Consider the following 21,317-nt stretch of genomic DNA (forward strand, 5'->3'; position numbering starts at 1 on the left):
TCAGAGTTTATCAAGCAGCTTCTTCAAATCCTTGCTTTTGCTGCTGTCCTGATGGCGTTCCACCCAGCCGTTCAGCCGACGCTTAGCCTCTTCCTGCAGCCGCTTACGCAGCAGGTCGTCAACTTCAAGGTTGTAGTTAAGTTTCTGCCAGGGGCCGTAAACCCGCAGCGGCACCGGCGTCTCTTTCAGCCAGGCGATCAGCTTGTCATTGCCCTGCCAGCCGCCGCTGACCAGCACCTTAAAGCGCGTATCGCACTGCTCGCGAACCAGGTCCAGCGCCCCTTCGCCCGTAAGCGTCAGCAAAGACGAGCGCCCCTGCATATCGTTAAGCGTCAGCTCGCCGTTATCCAGCGTCGCCGCCGCGCTGAACTGCTCAAGAGTGGTGGCGTTATCGTAATCCTGCTGCGCTTTTACGTCGCCGTTGCTGCGGGCCACCGCCTGCTGAATAAGCTGCTGGAAGTTCATGCCTTCAAGCCGGGAGTGACTCATCATCACGGAAGCGTCGCCGACCCAGCGCTCGCGGAAGGCTCTGGCATCAATTCTGTCGCCTTCAAACTCGCCATTCAGGGAAAGCTTGCCGGTCAGCGCAATGGGGTAATCAAAGGCTTTAAGAATCGAGCCGACTTCAATGTTCTCTAACTGCGCTTTGAACGCGGCGTGCGGCTCGTCGTTTCGCGCGTCCAGGCTGCCCGGCAGCGAAAGTTTGCCGTCGCCGAGATGGCCTTCCAGTTGCGAAATCGTCAACATTCCCGCGTCATTGGCAAGCTGGGCGCCAACGTTGGTGAATTCGAGCCCGCGCCAGCGCACTACGCGGGCGTGAAGATTGGCCCTGGCGGTAAAACCGCGCAGCTCATGATACTGCGCTTCCTCCACCTCGCTTGCGACGACAGGGCGCGGCAGCGAAGCCTGCTGCTGCCCCTGCTGGGGCGCGGCTGAATCGGTGGCGGCGTCAGAGACCAGCAGGTTTTCGAAATTAAGCCGATCAGACTGCAAATCAAGCGTCCACTGCGGCTTATCCGCCAGCACTACGCTCCCCTGCCCTGTCAGCGCGCTGTCGTTCGCTTTAAGATTAAGCTGCGAGAAAGAGAGGGTTTTTGACGCTTCCTGCCACTGCGCCTGCAGCGTCGCCTGGCCGTTTATCCCCTGGCGCGGCAAATCGGCACCCTGAAGCTGCCAGCTGAACTGCGAAACCGAGGCGAGCAGCCGCTGAGGATAGTCCGCCGCGTTCAGATGCGCCGTTAGCGAGAAGGTTAAATCGCGCTGATCGCGATTCACCCTGGCGCTCATTTCAAGCTGCGCCTGATCTTTCTCATCCTGCTCCATTTGCAGGTTAAGGTTACGCACCGTGACCTGCTCATCGTTTTCATGCTGGAACACCAGCAGGCTGTCGGCCACTTTCAGACGAGAGATATCAAACGACCAGCCGCGCTCGCTTTCCTGCGGCGCCACGCCGCCTTTCGGCCCAACCGGCGCCCCTTGCGGGTGGCGCTCTTCGCTTTGCGGAGTCAGTTGCACCACGGCGCCTTTCAGCATCACCTGGCGCACCTCTAAGCGATGCGAGAACAGCGGCAGGAGCGCTACGTCAAGGCGCATATTGTCGGCGCTCACCATCGGCACGCTCGCGCCCGGCGCGGTAAGACTCATGCGGCCGGACAGAATGCTCAACTGCGGCCATACATGCCAGCGCAACGGGCCGTCGAGCTTGAGCTGATAGCCGCTGCGCGCCTCGACCTGGCGAACCATATACGCGCGAAAATCGTTAGGATTGACCAGCAGAACAAGCGCGGAAAGGCCGGCGAAAAAGACCACCAGCAGAATCATCAGCGCGGTCAGAAGTCGTCTCATGTCATCCTCAGTTGACTGTGCCGACAGGCTCAGTCTTTATCAATTCGACTGGCGACCGCACCCTGCTGATCGCGATATTTAGCATCCTGACGGCGGTTATAAGGCCGCGCGGCGGGGCCTGAAAGCGGCTCGAAGCTGAGCGCACCGATAACCATGCCGGGGCGCAGCGCCAGCGGCAGCTTGCCGGAGTTATAAAACTCAAGCACGATGCAGCCCTGCCAGCCCGGGTCGATTCGGTGCGCGGTCACATGGACCATCAACCCCAGGCGCGCCAGCGATGAGCGCCCGTCAAGCCAGCCGACTAAATCTGCAGGCAGCGTGACGGATTCAAGCGTTACCGCCAGCGCCAGTTCGCCCGGATGCAGGAAAAACGCCTCGCCGTCGTTAAGAACTATCTCGTCGCTCATAACGCGATCGAGCGCGGCGCTGACTTCATCCTTCGGTCCGCTGAGATCGATATACGCGGCGGTATGGCCGCTAAAAGTACGGAATTTATTGCCGAGGCGCACATCCACGGTCGCGCCGTTGATGCGCTCCACCGGTGGACGCGGGGTGATCGACAAACGGCCTTCATCAAGCCAGGCTTCAATATCTCGGTCACAAAGACGCATCGCACGCTCTCCTGTTGTGCTGTTGTCCCGGCCTGCAGGCCGGGAGCGGAGGTAACTCTTTGAACGTTACACGCAAAATCTGCGTTATTCAAAAAACTGGCTGATTTTAGCCTTCAGGATATCAATCGCGATGCGGTTTTTTCCGCCGCGCGGCACGATGATATCGGCATACTGTTTGGAAGGGTCGATGAACTGCAGGAACATCGGGCGCACCGTTTTCTGATACTGCGCCATCACCGAGTCCATTGAGCGGCCGCGCTCATTCACGTCGCGCTTGATGCGGCGCATCAGGCAGATATCAAGCGGCGTATCGACGAAAATAGAGAAGTTCATCTCTTCACGCAGGCGCGCGTCGGTCAACAGCAGGATCCCTTCCAGAATAATGACCTTTTTCGGCTCGATATGAACGGTTTCTTTCATGCGGGTGTGTTCAACATAGCTGTACACCGGCAGCTCGATGGGCTTGCCCGCCTTCAGCATTTGCAGATGTTGAAACAGCAGATTGTGGTCCATCGCGCTTGGATGGTCGTAGTTGGTTTTAACCCTTTCTTCCATCGACAGATGACTTTGATCTTTGTAATAGCTGTCTTCCGGAATTACACCAATGTGTTCATCACCTACCTGTTCACGTAACTCCCGATAGAGCGTACTGGCGATTAAACTCTTACCTGAAGCCGATGCGCCGGCGATACCGATAATGACGCATTGATGGGACTTGTCAGTCATAAATTAGCGACCTGGTTTACTTAATTGTTAAGGAAGGGAGACGCGGGGGGCGTCAAACGCCGCAATTATAGGGATTTCCCTGTGGTGATACCAGCAAGAGCTTAATCGCGTCTGGGTGCGCCATAAAATCTGCTGAAAAAACAATAAGCCAAAAGTCGCAGGCGCAGATAAATCTCTACGAAATAATTATGACGGCGGAAAGGCAATTTCTGATCGTGCGCCATAGGAATTGTAAATTGTTTGTACTAGCATACCGAAAACTCTTTTTAAGATGCGTCCGGGCCTTGCTCCTGACGGCAATGCTTTTGCGGATTATGCGGTAATGACCAATAAAAAGAATAAGCGCGCTTTAGTTGCTACGCCACAGCCCCTGTTGCGCTGCCTGACGCTTGGGCTGCTTTCCTTTATTTTTACGCTATTTTCGCTGGAGCTGACGCTGCTCGGCACGATGCTGGCGCCGCTGTGGTTTCCCACGTCCTTAATGATTGTGGCGTTTTATCGCCACCCGCTGCGGCTGTGGCCCGGCATCGCCGTCGCCTGTTCGCTCGGCAGCATAGCGGCGACCATCGCGCTTTTTTCCGTCCAGCATGTCTTGCTGGGGTATACCTTTATTAACCTGTTCGAAGCGCTGGTCGGCGCGGTTTTGCTGCGAAAGTTACTGCCTTATTACAACCCGCTGCAGAATCTTAATAACTGGCTGCGGCTGGCGCTTGGCAGCGCGCTTATTCCTCCGCTTCTCGGCGGCCTGCTGTTACTCGCCTTTACTCACCCGGCCGACCCGCTGCGCAGCTTTTGCGTCTGGGTGCTTTCTGAAGCTATCGGCGCGCTGTCGCTGGTGCCGCTGGGGCTACTTTATAAATCGCACTATTTATTGCGCCATCGCGACCCGCGCCTGTTGCTGGAAACGCTGGGCACGCTCGCCGCTACGCTTTTCCTGAGCTGGTTCGCGCTGCATTATCTCCCCTGGCCTTTTACCATCGTTATCGTGCTGCTGATGTGGAGCGCTCTCCGGCTGCCGCGCCTGGAGGCCTTCGTCGTTTTTCTCGCAACGGTAATGGCGGTTTCCTTTATGCTCGCCTCCCAACCAGAGCTGGTGCAGTTGCCGAAGCCTAATGCGATGGCGAATGCGCCCTGGTTGCCCTTTTTGATGATTTTGCTACCAGCTAATATCATGACGATGGTGATGTACGCTTTTCGCGAAGAGCGTAAGCATATTTCTGAAAGCGAAGCGCGTTTTCGCAACGCCATGGAGTATTCCGCTATCGGCATGGCGCTGGTCTCGACAGACGGTCAGTGGCTGCAAGTCAACAAAGCGCTGTGCCGTTTTCTCGGCTACACCCCGGAGCAACTGCGCTCGCTGACCTTTCAACAGCTGACCTACCCGGAAGATTTGCACGGCGACCTCGAACAACTCGACAAGCTCACGCAGGGCATTATCAATAATTATTCTCTGGAAAAACGGTATTACACCAGCAATGGGGATATCGTCTGGGCGCTGCTGGCGGTTTCGGTCGTGCGCCACACCGACGGCTCGCCGCTCTACTTCATCGCCCAGGTGGAGGATATTACCGATCTCAAGCATACCGAGTGGGTTAATAAGCGTCTGATGGAGCGCATTACCCTTGCCAACGAAGCGGGCGGCATCGGCATCTGGGAGTGGGAACTGGGTCCTGACGTGATTACCTGGGACAAACGGATGTTTGAGCTTTATGACGTGCCGCTGCATGTCAAACCGACCTGGCAGCTCTGGCGTGAACGGCTCATTAAAGAAGACAGGCCGCTTGCGGAGAAGACCGTTCAGGAAGCGCTGCGCAACCGCATTCCCTTTAAGCTTGAATTTCGCATTCAGGTTCAGGGCCGTATTCGTCATATCCGCGCCCTGGCCAACCGCGTGCTGAATAAAAACGGCGAAGTGGAACGCCTGCTTGGCATCAACATGGACATGACCGAAGTAAAACAGCTTAACGAAGCGTTGTTTCAGGAAAAAGAGCGTTTGCACATTACGCTCGACTCCATTGGCGAGGGGGTTATCTGCGCCGATCAGGAGCTGAACGTCACCTTCATGAATCCGGTGGCGGAAAAAATGAGCGGCTGGACGCAGGAGCAGGCGTTGGGTCAGCCGCTCGCAAACGTGCTGCGCATTACGGTGGGGGATAACGGCCCGCTGCTTGATAACATCCACAGCGGCGACTCATCCCGCACCAGCGCCATTGAACAGGATATCGTTTTACACTGCCGCAGCGGCGGCGCTTACGACATCCACTACACCATCACGCCGCTCAGCACGCTCGACGGGCAGAATATCGGCTCGGTAATGGTTATCCATGACGTCACTGAATCGCGCAAAATGCTGCGCCAGCTCAGCTATAACGCCTCGCATGACGCCCTGACTCATCTCTCCAACCGCGTCAGCTTTGAAAACCACCTCAAGCGCTTGTTGCAAAGCGTAAATGACAACCATCAGCGTCACGCGCTGGTGTTTATCGATCTCGATCGCTTTAAAGCGGTTAATGATACCGCCGGCCACGCGGCGGGCGACGCGCTGCTGCGCGAGCTTGCCTCAATGATGCTTGGCATGCTGCGCACCACCGATGTGCTGGCGCGCCTTGGCGGCGATGAATTCGGCCTGCTGTTGCCTGATTGCAGCGTGGATAACGCCCGCACCATTTCCGAGCGCCTGATTGCCGCCGTCAATGATTACCATTTTATCTGGGAAGGCCGGCTGCACCGTATCGGCGCCAGCGCCGGGATTACCATGATTGACGCCAGCAATAATCAGGCCTCTGAAGTGATGTCGCAGGCGGATATTGCCTGCTACGCCTCAAAAAATAACGGTCGCGGCGTAGTGACGCTGTATGAGCCGCAACAGCAACGGCTACAGCAAAGCCGCGAAGCGCTGCCGCTCGATGAACAGTGGCGCATGATAAAAGAGAACCCGATGGCGTTAGTCGCGCGCCCTGTCGCATCGCCCCGCATACCGGAAAGCACCAGCTTTTTGCTGCTCTCAGTCCGACTGTGGACCAGCGAAGGCACGGTAGTGGAAGAGCAGGCGTTTCGTTCCACCATCAACGAAACGGAACTGTTGCATGCGCTCGATCGCCGCGTACTGCACGACTTCTTTAACGAGCACGCCGCCGACGCGGCGCGCAAAGGCTTTGGCGTCGCGCTGCCGCTCTCCGCGGGAATAACCGGCCCGCGTCTGGTTGATGAACTGCTGGATTTGCTCGACGCCGGTCCCTTCCCGCCTCGCCTGCTGCATCTGGTCATCAATAGCGACGCGTTTGAAAAAGATCCGCTCATGACCAGCCGCCAGCTTGACAGGCTGCGCCAGGCGGGTTGCCATATCATCCTGAGCCATGTCGGCCGCGACCTGGAGGTCTTTAACCACATCAGCCGCGCCGTTGCGGATTATGTCATGCTCGATCCGGAAGTGGTGATGAACGTCCATACCAATCTGATGGACGAAATGCTGGCTACCATCGTGCTGGGCCACGCGCGGCGGCTCAAGGTCGCCTGCATCGCCGGCCCCGTGGCCCATCCGGTCATGATGGAGACGCTGGCGGGCATCGGCGTCGACATGGTTTACGGTGACGCCCTGGCGCCAGGGCAGCCGCTCAGCCTGCTGCTCAACAGCAGCTATTTCGCCATCAACTGATCGTCAGGCCGCCAGCCGTAACTAAACCAGATATGCAGCAGCGCGTAGGAGCGCCACGGCTGCCAGCGCAGCGCATAACGGCGAATTTGCGCAGGCGTCATACCGGCGAAGCGCTGTTTGATGGCGTAGTCGTCAGCCAGAAAAACATCCGGCGCCTGCCAGCCGCGCAGTGCGAAATAGTTCGCCGTCCAGCGGCCTATGCCGGGCATTTGCATGAGCGCTTTCATCCCATGCTCTACATCCGTCGGCCGCGTCAGGGGGAAGCGCCCCGCTTCGCATTCGCGGGCCAGATGAATAAGCGCCTCGGCGCGCTTAAGCGGCATCCCCAGCGTCTTCAGCACCAGCGGGTCGGCCAGCGCCAGCTGTGCGGCGGTGGGAAAAAGCCGCCATTCTCCCTGCGCATCCAGCGGCGCGCCATACGCCGCCACCACTTTGCCGGTCAGCCGCGCCGCCTGCTTGACGCTGACCAGTTGACCGAGAATGGCGCGTACGCCCTGCTCAAACACATCCATGCAGCCCGGCAACCGCAGGCCGGGGCGGTTGCTTGCCAATTCGCCCAGCGTCTGGTGAACGATAGCCGGGTTCATATCCAGATCCAGCAGCCGACGCACGCGTTCAACCACCTTATCGACGACAGGCTGCAACCCTTCGCTTATCTCCACCTCCAGATGATGATTTTCCGCACGCGGCGTCAGCGTCAGCCATCCGTGATGCCCTTCCATCGCGAGCGTGCGGCGGTAGCGCTCGGGCGTGACGGTTTCTACGCCTTCAACGGCGCGGTCACCCAGAAAAGCGAACATCCACGTCCAGTCATAGGGCGGCTGATAGCTAAGGATTATCATGGCGTCTCCTTTGTTAATGATTTCCTTAGCATAATGGGTAATCGCGCTTTTCGCCTTGCCCACATATTCTGTTTGCCCGGCAGGCCGCATTCGGCTAAAGTCGCCCCCCTTCTTCACCGGCATGGGGATAACGATGTTTATTGGTTTTGACTACGGCACCGCCAACTGTTCGGTAGCGGTGATGCGCGAGGGCTCGCCGCAGCTGCTGACGCTGGAAAACGGCTCGCCGCTTCTGCCTTCCATGATAAGCGCGCCGACGCGCGAAGCCGTCAGCGAATGGCTTTATCGCCACCACGGCGTCGCCGCGCAGGAAAAAGAGACGCAGGCGCTATTAAGACGCGCCATCGCTTACAACCGCGAAGAAGATATTGAGGTGACGCCAGGCAGCGTGCTGTTTGGCCTGAACGCGCTTGGGCACTATATGGTCGACCCGGAAGAGGTCTGGTTCGTCAAGTCGCCGAAATCCTTCCTCGGCGCAAGCGGCCTGAAGCCGCAGCAGGTGGCGCTGTTTGAAGACCTGGTCTGCTCCATGATGCTGCACATCCGCGACACGGCGCAAACTCAGACGCAGGAAGCGATAGACCAGGCGGTAATTGGCCGCCCGGTTAACTTCCAGGGGCTCGGCGGCGATGAAGCGAACGCGCAGGCGCAGGGCATTCTGGAGCGCGCGGCGAAACGCGCAGGCTTTCGCGATGTCGTGTTCCAGTTTGAACCGGTGGCGGCCGGGCTTGATTTCGAAGCGACGCTCAAAGAAGAGAAGCGCGTGCTGGTCGTGGATATCGGCGGCGGCACCACCGACTGCTCTTTACTGCTGATGGGGCCGCAGTGGCGTGGACGCCGCGACCGCGAGGCGAGCCTGCTTGGCCACAGCGGCTGTCGCGTGGGCGGCAACGATCTTGATATCGCGCTGGCGTTCAAACAGCTCATGCCGCTGCTGGGGCTTGGCGGCCTGACGGAAAAAGGCACCGCCCTGCCGGCGCTGCCCTGGTGGAACGCCTGCGCGATTAACGACGTCCCGGCGCAGAGCGATTTTTACAGCGCAGCCAATGGTCGCCTGCTGGCGGACCTGGCGCGCGACGCGCGGGAAAGCGAAAAGGTGGCGCGGCTGCAAAAAGTCTGGCGTCAGCGTCTGAGCTACCGGCTGGTGCGCGCGGCGGAAGAGAGCAAAATCGCCCTTTCCGGCGCCCGCGAGACCCGCGCGATGCTGCCGTTTATCGCCGAGGCGCTGCAAACCGATATCACCCAGGAAGCGCTGGAGGCTGCGCTTGCCCAGCCGTTGCAGCGCATTCTTGAGCAGGTTTCCCTGGCGCTGGAGGAGAACCGCGAGCGTCCGGATGTGATTTATCTCACCGGCGGCAGCGCCCGTTCTCCGCTGATTAAAACGGCGCTGGCGCAGCAGTTGCCCGGCATTCCCATCATGGGCGGCGACGACTTCGGCTCGGTTACCGCCGGGCTCGCGCGTTGGGCGCAGGTGGTGTTTGGCTAAGGCTTAAAGGGGAAACGTCGACGTTTCCCCGTTCATTTCCACTTTAAGCGAAAGTTTGCCGCCCAGCGCCTCAATATAGCGTTTGAGCGTAATGAGTTTGATATCCACGCCGCGTTGCTCCAGGGCCGCGATCGCAGGCTGAGTCACGCCCATGATTTCCGCAACCTGCTGCTGAGAGATAGCAAGTGTTTCACGCAGCCGTTGAAGTTCAACCTCCAGCACGCTTTCTTCCGCCATCTTTTTTACCCGCTTGCGCCGTTCTGGCGGCATTTGCGCGATGACATCCTGCAATGTTTTCATTTTGTTTTCTCCACTGAAAGCAGATGGCGCGAAAACGCCTCGTCGGCAAGACGAATGCAGGTCTCGTAAAAACGCTTCTGATTCGATTTATCGCCACCGCACAAAACCACAGCCCGACGCTGCGGGTCGAATGCATAAAACAGTCGATAAGGCGCGCCTGAAAAAAGAAAACGCAACTCTTTCATATTCACAAAAGCCGAACCTTTTACCCGGTCGGTCCAGGGGCGGCCTAACAGGGGACCATACTGTTCAAGCTTCGCCAGTTCCGCAATAGCTTTATCCTGCAACTCAGGGCGTTGCTGCTGATACCACTGCATAAATTCAGGGCTAAAAAGCACAGTCCATGTCATGCCTGCTCCATAAATTGTAGTTTATATTTTATCGATAAACCACACTTTAAGCGCGGATAACCATCACCACGAGCCTGTCGGCATAACTTTGCGAGGTATTTCCCGCAACCCGCGCCATTCAGACTTATCCTGACCTTGTTTCATATTTCCTCCATTATTCTCCGGCGTCGCGTCACTAAACTAGTATCATTACGCCTAATCGTTTCAGGAAAAGAAGACGTTTAACTTATGAAAGGCAATAAGCATTCCCGCTGGTGGCTGTGGGCTGGCGTTGTCGTGGTGGTGATTGCCGCCGTGCTGTACTGGCGCAACGCGCATCAGAGCCCGCCTGAGTCATCGCAAGCTTCCGCGCAGCAGCGCCCGACGGCTGGCGGCCGTAAAGGGATGCGCGGCGGAGCGCTTGCGCCCGTACAGGCCGCCGTCGCCACCAGCCAGACCGTGCCGCGCTATCTCACCGGCCTTGGTACCATTACCGCCGCCAATACCGTTACGGTGCGAAGCCGCGTCAACGGCCAGCTGATGGCGCTCCACTTCAAGGAAGGCCAGCAGGTAAAAGCAGGCGATCTGCTCGCAGAGATCGATCCGAGCCAGTTTAATGTCGCGCTCGCCCAGGCGCAGGGGCAACTTGCCCGCGATAAGGCAACCCTCGCCAACGCCCGCCGCGACCTGGCGCGCTACCAGCAGCTTTCAAAAACCAATCTGGTTTCACGTCAGGAGCTTGACGCCCAGCAGGCGCTGGTGAGCGAAACCGCAGGCACCATCAAAGCGGATGAAGCGGCGGTCGCCAGCGCGCAGTTGCAGCTCAACTGGAGCCGCATTACGGCGCCGATTGACGGCCGGGTCGGTTTAAAGCAGGTGGATATCGGCAACCAGATTTCCAGCAGCGACACCACCGGCATTGTGGTGCTGACGCAAACCCATCCTATTGACCTCGTTTTTACCCTGCCGGAGAGCGAAATCGCCACGGTCGTACAGGCGCAAAAAGCGGGCCAGACCCTGACGGTGGAAGCCTGGGATCGCACCAACAAGCAGAAACTCAGCACCGGCGCGCTGTTGAGCTTTGATAACCAGATAGACGCCACCACCGGCACCATCAAGCTGAAAGCGCGTTTTGAAAACCAGGACGACGCGCTGTTTCCTAATCAGTTTGTTAACGCCCGCATGCTGGTGGCTAAAGAAGAGAACGCCGTGGTTATCCCTACCGCCGCGCTGCAAATGGGCAATGAAGGCAACTTCGTCTGGGTGCTGAACGACAAAAACCAGGTCAGCAAGCACACCGTCACCACCGGCATTCAGGACAGCGAAAAAGTGGTGATTACCGCCGGACTGTCGACGGGCGACCGCGTAGTCACCGATGGCATTGACCGTCTGACCGAAGGGGCGCACGTAGAGGTAGTTGAGCCTCAGGCGCAGGCGAGCGGTGAACAGAAAAAAGCGCCCGCCACCGGCTCTCACGCCGGGCCGCGCAGTGAGGCCTCGCGCACGGGAGCCGCGTCCTGATGCAGGTGTTACCTCCGGGGTCTACAGGCGGCCCGTCGCGCCTGTTTATCATGCGTCCTGTCGCCACCACGCTGCTGATGGTGGCAATCCTGCTCGCCGGGATTATCGGCTACCGCTTTTTACCCGTTTCGGCGCTGCCGGAAGTGGACTACCCCACCATTCAGGTGGTGACCCTCTACCCGGGCGCCAGCCCGGATGTGGTGACGTCCGCCATTACCGCGCCGCTTGAGCGGCAGTTCGGCCAGATGTCGGGCTTAAAGCAGATGGCGTCGCAAAGCGCCGGCGGCGCTTCGGTGGTGACGTTGCAGTTCCAGCTGACGCTGCCGCTGGATGTCGCCGAGCAGGAAGTGCAGGCGGCGATTAACGCCGCCACCAACCTGTTGCCGAGCGACCTGCCCAACCCGCCGGTCTACAACAAAGTTAACCCGGCGGACCCACCCATCATGACGCTCGCCGTCACCTCCTCCGCCCTGCCGATGACGCAGGTGGAAGATATGGTGGAAACGCGTGTGGCGCAGAAAATCTCCCAGGTGGCGGGGGTGGGACTGGTGACGCTTTCAGGCGGCCAGCGTCCGGCGGTGCGGGTGAAGCTTAACGCCCCGGCGCTGGCCTCGCTGGGGCTGACCAGCGAAACGGTGCGCACTGCCATCAGCAATGCCAACGTCAACTCGGCGAAAGGCAGTATGGACGGCCCGACGCGGGCGATCACGCTCTCCGCCAACGACCAGATGACCTCCGCCGCCGAGTATCGCAACCTCATCATCGCGTACCAGAACGGCGCGGCGATCCGCCTGGGCGACGTGGCAACGGTGGAGCAAGGCGCGGAAAACAGCTGGCTTGGCGCCTGGGCTAACAAACAGCGGGCAATAGTAATGAACGTGCAGCGCCAGCCGGGCGCCAACATCATCACCACTGCCGACACCATCCGTCAGATGCTGCCGACGCTCACGCAGAGCCTGCCGAAGTCAGTGAAAGTAGAGTTGCTCACCGACCGCACCACCAATATCCGCGCCTCGGTGGATGACACCCAGCATGAATTGATGCTGGCTATCGCGCTGGTGGTCATGATTATTTACCTGTTTCTGCGTAACGTGCCGGCGACCATTATCCCGGCGGTAGCGGTGCCGCTCTCGCTGGTAGGCACCTTTGCGGTAATGGTGTTTCTTGATTTCTCCATCAACAACCTGACGCTGATGGCGCTGACCATCGCCACCGGCTTTGTGGTGGATGACGCCATCGTGGTGATTGAGAACATCTCGCGCTATATCGAAAAGGGCGAAAAACCGCTGGCCGCCGCGCTGAAAGGGGCGGGCGAAATCGGCTTTACCATTATCTCCCTGACCTTCTCACTGATAGCGGTGCTGATCCCCCTGCTGTTTATGGGCGATATCGTCGGCCGTCTGTTCCGCGAGTTCGCCGTTACGCTGGCGGTGGCTATCCTGATCTCCGCCGTCGTCTCGCTGACGCTGACGCCAATGATGTGCGCGCGCATGTTAAGCCATGCCTCGCTGCGCAAGCAGAACCGTTTCTCGCGCGCTTCTGAACGCTTCTTTGACCGGGTGATTGCGGGTTATGGTCGACTGCTGAAACGGGTGCTTAACCATCCGTGGCTCACGCTCGGCGTGGCATTGGGCACGCTGGCGCTCACCGTTCTGCTGTGGGTGCTTATCCCGAAAGGCTTTTTCCCGGTGCAGGACAACGGCATCATTCAGGGAACGCTGCAGGCGCCGCAGTCTACGTCGTTCTCCAGCATGGCGCAGCGCCAGCGGCAGGTGGCGGACGTTATCCTTAAGGATCCGGCCGTAGAGAGCCTTACCTCGTTTGTCGGCGTGGACGGCACGAACCCGTCGCTCAACAGCGCCCGCCTGCAAATCAACCTCAAAGCGCTGGACGAGCGCGACGACCGCGTGCAGACGGTTATCGAGCGCCTTCAACAGGCGGTGGCGAAGGTGCCCGGCGTGCAGCTCTATTTGCAGCCGATTCAGGACCTGACGATTGACACCCAGGTGAGCCGCACCCAGTACCAGTTCACGCTGCAGGCGAACTCCCTTGACGCGCTCAGCGTCTGGGTGCCGAAGCTGATGGATGAGCTGCGCACGCGCCCGGAACTGGCGGACGTCAGCAGCGACTGGCAGGATCAGGGGCTGGTGGCCTACGTCAACGTCGATCGCGCCAGCGCCAGCCGCCTTGGCATCAGTATGGCGGACGTGGATAACGCGCTCTATAACGCCTTCGGCCAGCGCCTTATCTCCACCATCTATACTCAGGCGAACCAGTATCGCGTGGTGCTGGAGCATGATGCCGCGGCGACGCCCGGCCTTGCGGCGCTGGACAACATTCGCCTCGCCAGCAGCGAGGGCGGCGCGGTGCCGCTAAGCAGCATTGCGAAAGTGGAGCAGCGCTTCGGGCCGCTGTCGATAAACCATCTCGACCAGTTCCCGTCCACCACTATCTCGTTCAACGTGCCGGAGGATTACTCGCTGGGCGACGCGGTGCAGGCGGTAACCGAGGCGGAGCAGGCGCTCGCCTTCCCGACCGACATTACCACCTCTTTCCAGGGCAGCACGCTGGCGTTCCAGGCGGCGCTCGGCAGCACCATCTGGCTGATTGTCGCCTCGGTCGTGGCGATGTATATCGTCCTTGGCGTGCTCTATGAGAGCTTTATTCACCCGATAACCATTCTCTCAACGCTGCCCACCGCAGGCGTCGGCGCGCTGCTGGCGCTGCTGCTGGCTGGCAGCGAGCTGGATGTTATCGCCATCATCGGCATCATTTTGCTCATCGGCATCGTGAAGAAAAACGCCATCATGATGATCGACTTCGCGCTGGCGGCGGAGCGCGAACAGGGGATGTCGCCTTATGAAGCCATTTACCAGGCCTGCCTGCTGCGCTTCAGGCCCATTCTGATGACTACGCTGGCGGCGCTGCTTGGCGCGCTGCCGCTGATGCTCAGCACCGGCGTGGGCGCGGAGCTCAGGCGCCCGCTCGGCATCGGCATGGTGGGCGGCCTGCTGGTAAGCCAGGTGCTGACGCTCTTTACCACGCCGGTGATTTATCTGCTCTTCGACCGGCTTGCGAACGCAGCCCGCAGCCGCTTCCCGCAGCGTGAAGAGGAGGCGTAGGTGAAGTTTTACGCCCTCTTTATCTACCGCCCGGTGGCGACGATTTTATTAACCGCCGCCCTGACGCTCTGCGGCGTACTGGGCTTTCGCCTGCTGCCGGTCGCGCCGCTGCCGCAGGTCGATTTCCCGGTTATCATGGTCAGCGCGTCGCTGCCGGGCGCGTCGCCGGAAACCATGGCCTCGTCGGTGGCGACGCCGCTTGAGCGCTCACTCGGGCGCATCGCGGGCGTTAACGAGATGACCTCGTCAAGCTCCCTTGGCAGCACTCGCATCATTCTGGAGTTCAATTTTGACCGCGACATCAACGGCGCGGCGCGCGACGTGCAGGCGGCGATTAACGCCGCGCAAAGCCTGCTGCCAAGCGGCATGCCTTCGCGCCCAACCTACCGCAAGGCAAACCCCTCAGACGCGCCCATTATGATTCTGACGCTCACCTCGGAGACCTACTCCCAGGGCGAGCTCTACGATTACGCGTCGACGCAGCTTGCGCAAACCATCGCCCAGATTGATGGCGTGGGCGATGTGGACGTCGGCGGCAGTTCGCTGCCTGCCGTGCGGGTGGCGCTTAACCCGCAGGCGCTCTTTAACCAGGGCGTCTCGCTTGACGACGTGCGCAGCGCCATCAGCAACAGCAATGTTCGCCGTCCGCAGGGCGCGGTGGAAGACGCCAGCCGCCGCTGGCAGTTACAGACCAACGATGAGCTGAAAACCGCCGCCGAGTACCAGCCGGTCATTGTGCACTACAACAACGGCGCGGCGGTGCGCTTAAGCGATGTGGCGACCATCACCGACTCGGTGCAGGATGTACGTAACGCCGGGATGACGAACGCGAAGCCCGCTATCTTGCTGATGATCCGCAAGCTGCCGGAAGCCAATATCATCCAGACGGTGGACCGCATTCGCGCCAAAGTGCCGGAGCTTCGCGACACCATCCCCGCCGCTATCGATTTGCAGATAGCGCAGGATCGCTCCCCGACTATCCGCGCCTCGCTCGCCGAGGTGGAGCAGACGCTGGCGATTTCCGTCGCGCTGGTCATTCTGGTGGTCTTTTTGTTCCTGCGCGACGGGCGCGCCACCTTTATCCCGGCGGTAGCGGTGCCGGTTTCGCTGATAGGCACCTGCGCGGCGATGTATCTGTGCGGCTTTAGCCTCAATAACCTGTCGCTGATGGCGCTGACCATCGCCACTGGCTTCGTGGTGGATGACGCTATCGTGGTGCTGGAGAATATCGCCCGCCACCTGGAGTCGGGAATGAAGCCGCTGCAGGCGGCGTTGCAGGGGGTGCGCGAGGTCGGCTTTACGGTGCTCTCCATGAGCCTGTCGCTGGTGGCAGTTTTTCTGCCGCTGCTGCTGATGGGCGGCCTGCCGGGCAGGCTGTTCCGCGAATTCGCCGTCACGCTTTCGGTGGCGATAGGCATCTCCATGGTCGTTTCGCTGACGCTGACGCCGATGATGTGCGGCTGGCTGCTGAAAAGCGAAAAACCACACCGCCCCGCCCGCAAGCGCGGCGTGGGCCGACTGCTTATCGCCTTGCAGGGCGGCTATGCCCGCTCGCTGAAATGGGTGCTTAACCATGCGCGGCTGGTGGGCGTTATTTTTATCGCCACCCTCGCGCTGAACGTCTGGCTTTATATCGCCATTCCGAAAACCTTCTTCCCCGAGCAGGATACCGGCCAGCTGATGGGCGGCATTCAGGCGGACCAGAGCATCTCGTTCCAGGCGATGCGCGGCAAGCTGCAAAACTTTATGAAGATTATTCGCGACGACCCGGCGGTGGATAACGTCACCGGCTTTACCGGCGGCTCGCGGGTGAACAGCGGCATGATGTTTATTACGCTCACGCCGCGCGACGAGCGCAACGAAAGCGCCCAGCAGGTTATTGACCGGCTGCGTAAAAAGCTCGCCAAAGAGCCCGGCGCCAGTTTGTTTCTGATGGCGGTGCAGGATATCCGCGTCGGCGGGCGCCAGGCCAACGCCAGCTATCAGTACACGCTGCTTTCCGACGACCTCGCCGCGCTGCGGGAATGGGAGCCGAAAATTCGCGCCGCCTTCGCTAAGTTGCCCGAGCTTGCCGACGTTAACTCCGACCAGCAGGACAACGGCGCGGAGATGAACCTGATTTATGACCGCGAGACCATGTCGCGCCTTGGCATCAGCGTGCAGGACGCCAACAGCCTGCTGAACAACGCCTTTGGCCAGCGGCAGATCTCCACCATCTACGAAGCGCTTAACCAGTACAAGGTAGTGATGGAGGTGGACCCGCGTTATACCCAGGATATCAGCGCGCTGGACCAGATGTTTGTGGTCAACGGCGAAGGCAAACCGATCCCGCTCTCTTATTTCGCAAAGTGGCAGCCCGCGAACGCGCCGCTTTCTGTGAACCACCAGGGGCTGTCGGCCTCCTCCACCATCGCGTTTAACCTGCCGACCGGCGTGTCGCTCTCTGAAGCGAGCGCGGCTATCGAGCGCGCCATGGTCACGCTTGGCGTGCCCTCAACGGTGCGCGGCAGCTTCGCCGGCACCGCTCAGGTGTTCCAGCAGACGATGAACTCGCAGGTGATTCTGATCCTCGCCGCTATCGCCACGGTCTATATCGTGCTCGGCATTCTCTATGAGAGCTATGTACATCCGCTCACCATTCTCTCCACCCTTCCCTCGGCGGGCGTGGGGGCGCTGCTGGCGCTGGAGTGGTTTGGCGCGCCGTTTAGCCTGATCGCGCTCATCGGTATTATGCTGTTGATTGGCATAGTGAAGAAGAACGCCATCATGATGGTCGATTTCGCCATCGAGGCGCAGCGCAACGGCAATCTGACGCCGCAGGAGGCGATTTTCCAGGCGAGCCTGCTGCGCTTTCGCCCCATCATGATGACCACGCTGGCGGCGCTGTTCGGCGCGCTGCCGCTGGTGCTTTCCGGCGGAGACGGTTCGGAACTGCGTCAGCCGCTCGGCATCACCATTGTCGGCGGGCTGGTCATGAGTCAGCTGTTAACGCTTTACACCACGCCAGTGGTTTACCTTTTCTTTGACCGCTTACGGCTGCGCTTTGCGCGCACGCCAAAACAGGATAAAACGCTATCGATAAGTGAGTAAGCCTATGACAGACCTGCCCAACAGCGTGCGCTGGCAACTGTGGATAGTCGCCTTTGGCTTCTTTATGCAGTCGCTCGACACCACCATCGTCAATACCGCCCTCCCCTCCATGGCGGAAAGCCTGGGGGAGAGCCCGCTTCATATGCACATGGTGATCGTCGCCTATGTGCTGACGGTAGCGGTGACGCTGCCCGCCAGCGGCTGGCTGGCGGACCGGGTTGGGGTACGCAATATCTTCTTTTGCGCCATTGTCATTTTTACGCTCGGATCGCTGTTTTGCGCCATGGCCAATACGCTCAACGGCCTGGTGGCGGCGCGCGTGGTGCAGGGGATCGGCGGGGCGATGATGGTGCCGGTGGGCAGGCTGACGGTAATGAAAATCGTCCCGCGCGAGCAGTACATGGCGGCAATGACGTTCGTGACGCTCCCAGGCCAGGTCGGGCCGCTGCTTGGCCCGGCGCTCGGCGGTGTGCTGGTGGAGTACGCCTCCTGGCACTGGATCTTCTTAATCAACCTGCCGGTAGGCGTAGTGGGCGCCATCGCCACCCTGTGGCTGATGCCGAATTACACCATGCAGACCCGGCGCTTCGATTTTTCCGGCTTTTTGCTGCTCGCGGTGGGCATGGCGGCGCTGACTATCGCGCTCGACGGGCAAAAAGGGCTTGGCATCTCGCCGGTGACGCTCAGTTTACTCATCTCGGCGGGGGCCGCCGCCCTTATCTTTTATCTCTGGCACGCGCGCGGTAATGAGTCGGCGCTCTTTAACCTGCGGCTTTTTGACACCCGAACCTTCTCGCTTGGCCTGTTCGGCAGCCTCTGCGGACGCATCGGCAGCGGCATGCTGCCCTTCATGACGCCCATCTTCCTGCAAATCGGCCTCGGCTTTTCGCCGTTTCACGCAGGGCTGATGATGATCCCGATGGTGCTTGGCAGCATGGGGATGAAGCGCATCGTGGTGCAGGTGGTGAACCGCTTTGGCTACCGCAACACGCTGGTGGTTTCCACGCTGGCGCTGGCGCTTATCAGCCTGCTGTTTATGTGGGTGGGGCTGATGGGTTGGTATTCTCTGCTGCCGGTGGTGCTTTTCTTCCAGGGCGTTGTTAACTCCGTGCGCTTTTCTTCCATGAACACGCTGACGCTTCGCGACCTGCCGGACGAGCTGGCAAGCGGCGGCAACAGCCTGCTTTCGATGGTGATGCAACTTTCCATGAGTATTGGCGTTTCGGTCGCCGGGATCCTGCTCGGCGCCTTCGGCCATAACCAGCTGGCGGCCGACAGCGGCATCGCGCATGAGGTTTTCCTCTACACCTATTTCTGCATGGCGGCGATCATCGCCCTGCCCGCGCTGGTTTTCGCCCGCGTGCCTAAGGACACCATGAAAAACGTCGTTATTGCGCGGCGTAAAAGGAGCCACAAGTAAATGAAATTCTGGCGGCCCGGCATCACCGGCAAGCTGTTTTTAGCGATTTTCGCCACCTGCATTCTGCTGCTTATCACCATGCACTGGGCGGTGCGGTTGAGCTTTGAGCGCGGCTTTATTGACTACATTAAACACGGCAACGAACAGCGAATGTCGATGTTAAGTGACGCCCTTGCCGAGCAATACACCACGCACGGCAACTGGGAATTTTTGCGCCATAACGATCGCTTCGTGTTTCAGATCCTCCGCTCGTTCGATCGGGAAAATGAACATGATGACCGTCCGCCGCCGGATCGCCCGCCGCCGGACCTGCCGCCTCACGGCTGGCGCACGCAGTTCTGGGTGGTCGATCAGGATCAGAACGTACTGGTTGGGCCGCGCGCGCCGGTGCCGCCGGACGGCGCGCGCCACGCAATCCAGGTGAATGGCGCCACGGTAGGCTGGGTTATCGCCTCGCCGGTCGAGCGGCTGACACGCAGCACGGATATTAACTTCGACAAGCAACAGCGGCGCACCAGCTGGCTGATTGTCGCGCTCGCCACGCTGCTGGCCGCGCTCGCCACCTTCCTGTTGGCGCGGGGGTTGCTGGCGCCGGTAAAACGGCTGGTGGAAGGCACCCACAGGCTGGCGGCGGGCGATTTCACCACCCGCGTGGCCTCTACAGGCCAGGATGAGCTTGGCAAGCTGGCGAACGATTTTAACCAGCTCGCCAGTACGCTTGAAAAAAACCAGACCATGCGCCGCGCTTTTATGGCCGACATCTCCCATGAACTGCGCACGCCGCTCGCCGTGCTGCGCGGCGAACTGGAAGCGATACAGGACGGCGTGCGGCAGTTTACGCCGGAATCGGTCGCCTCGCTGCAGGCGGAAGTAGGCACGCTCACGAAGCTTGTGGACGATCTGCATCAGCTTTCGCTTTCTGACGAAGGGGCGCTGGCTTATCAGAAAGCCCCGGTGGATGTGGTGAACCTGCTGGAGATGGCCGCTGGCGCGTTTCGTGAGCGCTTAGCAGGGCGCGGGCTTACGATTGCGCTCTCTTTGCCAGACAGCGCTCAGGTCTTCGGCGACCGCGATCGCCTGATGCAGCTTTTCAATAACTTGCTTGAGAACAGCCTGCGCTACACCGACGCGGGCGGCCAGCTGTTGATTCAGGGCGAAGCGCAACCAGGGCGGCTGGTGCTGACCTTTGCCGACAGCGCGCCGGGCGTGAGCGACGCGCAACTCGGGCTGTTGTTTGAGCGCTTCTACCGCGCCGAAGGGTCGCGCAACCGCGCCAGCGGCGGCTCCGGCCTTGGGCTTGCCATTTGCACCAATATCGTTGAAGCGCATGGCGGCACCATTTCCGCCGCGCATTCGCCTTTGGGCGGTGTAAGCATTACAGTAACCTTACCGCTCGATTCTGACCTGCCGAGAGATGTATGACCGATATGCCGATTGACGACAATGCGCCGCGTATTTTGATTGTGGAAGACGAACCCAAGCTCGGGCAGCTGCTTATCGACTATTTACGCGCCGCGAACTATGCGCCGACGCTCATCAGCCACGGCGACAAGGTGTTGCCCTGGGTGCGCCAGACGCCGCCGGACCTTATCCTGCTCGATTTGATGCTGCCGGGCACCGACGGCCTGACGTTGTGCCGTGAAATCCGCCGCTTCTCTGAGGTGCCGATTGTGATGGTTACGGCGAAGATTGAAGAGATTGACCGCCTGCTGGGGCTGGAGATTGGCGCCGATGACTATATCTGCAAGCCTTACAGCCCGCGCGAAGTGGTGGCGCGCGTGAAGACTATTCTGCGCCGCTGCCGTCCGCAGCGCGAGGTGCAGGCACTGGATGCCCAAAGCCCGCTGGTTATCGACGAGAGCCGTTTTCAGGCCAGCTGGTGCGAGAAAGCGCTGGATCTCACGCCTGCGGAATTTCGCCTGCTGAAAACACTCTCCAGCGAACCGGGCAAAGTGTTCTCTCGCGAGCAGTTATTAAACCACCTGTATGATGATTACCGCGTGGTAACGGACCGCACCATCGACAGCCACATTAAAAACCTGCGCCGCAAGCTGGAGGCGCTGGACGCCGAGCAGTCGTTTATTCGCGCCGTGTACGGCGTGGGGTATCGATGGGAGGCGGACGCCTGTCGGATGGGGTGACGCGCCCTCTTCGACAGCGGTGCTTCAAAGGCGGGCAGCACGGTACTACCCGCCCCTCCCCCTCTCAGCCCTTCCCCCTTTCAGCCCTTCCCCCTTTCAGCCTTCAGCGAAAACTTCGGCCTGTTCATTATCGGCCCTTGAAGCGCGGACGTTATCCGGCCTCAAAATTGCCTCAGCTTTTTTACGGTGGCCGGGTCACGCCGGCTGGACCCGGCGTGAGGGCATGTCG

General features: G+C 60.0%; 14 protein-coding genes. 8 read left to right on the forward strand and 6 right to left on the reverse strand.

Going from position 1 to position 21,317, the window contains the following annotated elements:
* The 3 genes from asmA to udk all read right to left on the reverse strand — a co-directional run bounded on the left by asmA (position 1) and on the right by udk (position 3,182).
* Positions 1-1,845, reverse strand: a complete 1,845-nt coding sequence (asmA, locus tag MT962_RS18190) for an outer membrane assembly protein AsmA (RefSeq protein ID WP_024561261.1) — start codon at positions 1,843-1,845, stop codon at positions 1-3.
* Between the two features lie 29 nt (positions 1,846-1,874).
* On the reverse strand, positions 1,875-2,456 hold the full coding sequence (gene dcd / locus MT962_RS18195; protein WP_024555765.1) for a dCTP deaminase: 582 nt from the start codon (positions 2,454-2,456) through the stop codon (positions 1,875-1,877).
* A gap of 84 nt (positions 2,457-2,540) precedes the next feature.
* Positions 2,541-3,182 (reverse strand): uridine kinase, encoded by a 642-nt coding sequence (udk, locus tag MT962_RS18200; RefSeq protein ID WP_024559524.1) that lies wholly within the window; start codon positions 3,180-3,182, stop codon positions 2,541-2,543.
* Between the two features lie 322 nt (positions 3,183-3,504).
* Between udk and MT962_RS18205 the strand changes: the two genes are divergently transcribed.
* Positions 3,505-6,837 (forward strand): diguanylate cyclase, encoded by a 3,333-nt coding sequence (locus MT962_RS18205; protein ID WP_229701874.1) that lies wholly within the window; start codon positions 3,505-3,507, stop codon positions 6,835-6,837.
* Here the strand turns inward: MT962_RS18205 and alkA are convergent.
* On the reverse strand, positions 6,819-7,679 hold the full coding sequence (gene alkA / locus MT962_RS18210; protein ID WP_247366174.1) for a DNA-3-methyladenine glycosylase 2: 861 nt from the start codon (positions 7,677-7,679) through the stop codon (positions 6,819-6,821). The two genes, MT962_RS18205 and alkA, sit on opposite strands and share 19 nt — an antisense overlap.
* 133 nt (positions 7,680-7,812) lie before the next feature.
* Here alkA and yegD point away from each other — a divergent pair, with 133 nt between their 5' ends.
* Positions 7,813-9,165 carry a molecular chaperone gene (gene yegD, locus MT962_RS18215; RefSeq protein ID WP_024559442.1) on the forward strand — a complete coding sequence of 451 codons (1,353 nt, stop codon included), beginning with the start codon at positions 7,813-7,815 and terminating at the stop codon, positions 9,163-9,165.
* A gap of 3 nt (positions 9,166-9,168) precedes the next feature.
* Here the strand turns inward: yegD and MT962_RS18220 are convergent, their stop codons facing one another.
* Together MT962_RS18220 and MT962_RS18225 are read right to left on the reverse strand one after the other, a co-directional pair.
* Positions 9,169-9,465 (reverse strand): helix-turn-helix transcriptional regulator, encoded by a 297-nt coding sequence (locus MT962_RS18220; protein WP_024559443.1) that lies wholly within the window; start codon positions 9,463-9,465, stop codon positions 9,169-9,171.
* Positions 9,462-9,782: a type II toxin-antitoxin system RelE/ParE family toxin gene (locus MT962_RS18225; protein ID WP_235146954.1), complete on the reverse strand. Its 321-nt coding sequence runs from the start codon at positions 9,780-9,782 to the stop codon at positions 9,462-9,464. The genes MT962_RS18220 and MT962_RS18225 overlap by 4 nt, the downstream gene beginning before the upstream one ends.
* 261 nt (positions 9,783-10,043) lie before the next feature.
* On the opposite strand from MT962_RS18225, the gene MT962_RS18230 reads away from it, so the two are divergent.
* The 6 genes from MT962_RS18230 to baeR are packed head-to-tail and all read left to right on the forward strand — an operon-like array spanning position 10,044 to position 21,088.
* The gene (locus tag MT962_RS18230; RefSeq protein WP_247366175.1) at positions 10,044-11,315 is read left to right on the forward strand and encodes an MdtA/MuxA family multidrug efflux RND transporter periplasmic adaptor subunit; all 1,272 of its coding nucleotides are present in this window, start codon (positions 10,044-10,046) and stop codon (positions 11,313-11,315) included.
* Positions 11,315-14,437, forward strand: a complete 3,123-nt coding sequence (locus MT962_RS18235) for an MdtB/MuxB family multidrug efflux RND transporter permease subunit (RefSeq protein WP_247366176.1) — start codon at positions 11,315-11,317, stop codon at positions 14,435-14,437. The genes MT962_RS18230 and MT962_RS18235 overlap by 1 nt, the downstream gene beginning before the upstream one ends.
* Positions 14,438-17,527 (forward strand): multidrug efflux RND transporter permease subunit MdtC, encoded by a 3,090-nt coding sequence (gene mdtC / locus MT962_RS18240; protein WP_024561785.1) that lies wholly within the window; start codon positions 14,438-14,440, stop codon positions 17,525-17,527.
* A gap of 4 nt (positions 17,528-17,531) precedes the next feature.
* Positions 17,532-18,947 (forward strand): MFS transporter, encoded by a 1,416-nt coding sequence (locus MT962_RS18245; protein WP_048888104.1) that lies wholly within the window; start codon positions 17,532-17,534, stop codon positions 18,945-18,947.
* Positions 18,948-20,369, forward strand: a complete 1,422-nt coding sequence (gene baeS, locus MT962_RS18250) for a two-component system sensor histidine kinase BaeS (protein ID WP_188724300.1) — start codon at positions 18,948-18,950, stop codon at positions 20,367-20,369. It begins immediately after the preceding gene.
* Positions 20,366-21,088 carry a two-component system response regulator BaeR gene (gene baeR / locus MT962_RS18255; protein WP_247366177.1) on the forward strand — a complete coding sequence of 241 codons (723 nt, stop codon included), beginning with the start codon at positions 20,366-20,368 and terminating at the stop codon, positions 21,086-21,088. Before baeS ends, baeR begins: the two co-directional genes overlap by 4 nt.
* Positions 21,089-21,317 lie beyond the last annotated feature (229 nt).

The organism is Franconibacter sp. IITDAS19, assembly GCF_023079515.1.
Lineage (GTDB): Bacteria > Pseudomonadota > Gammaproteobacteria > Enterobacterales > Enterobacteriaceae > Franconibacter > Franconibacter pulveris.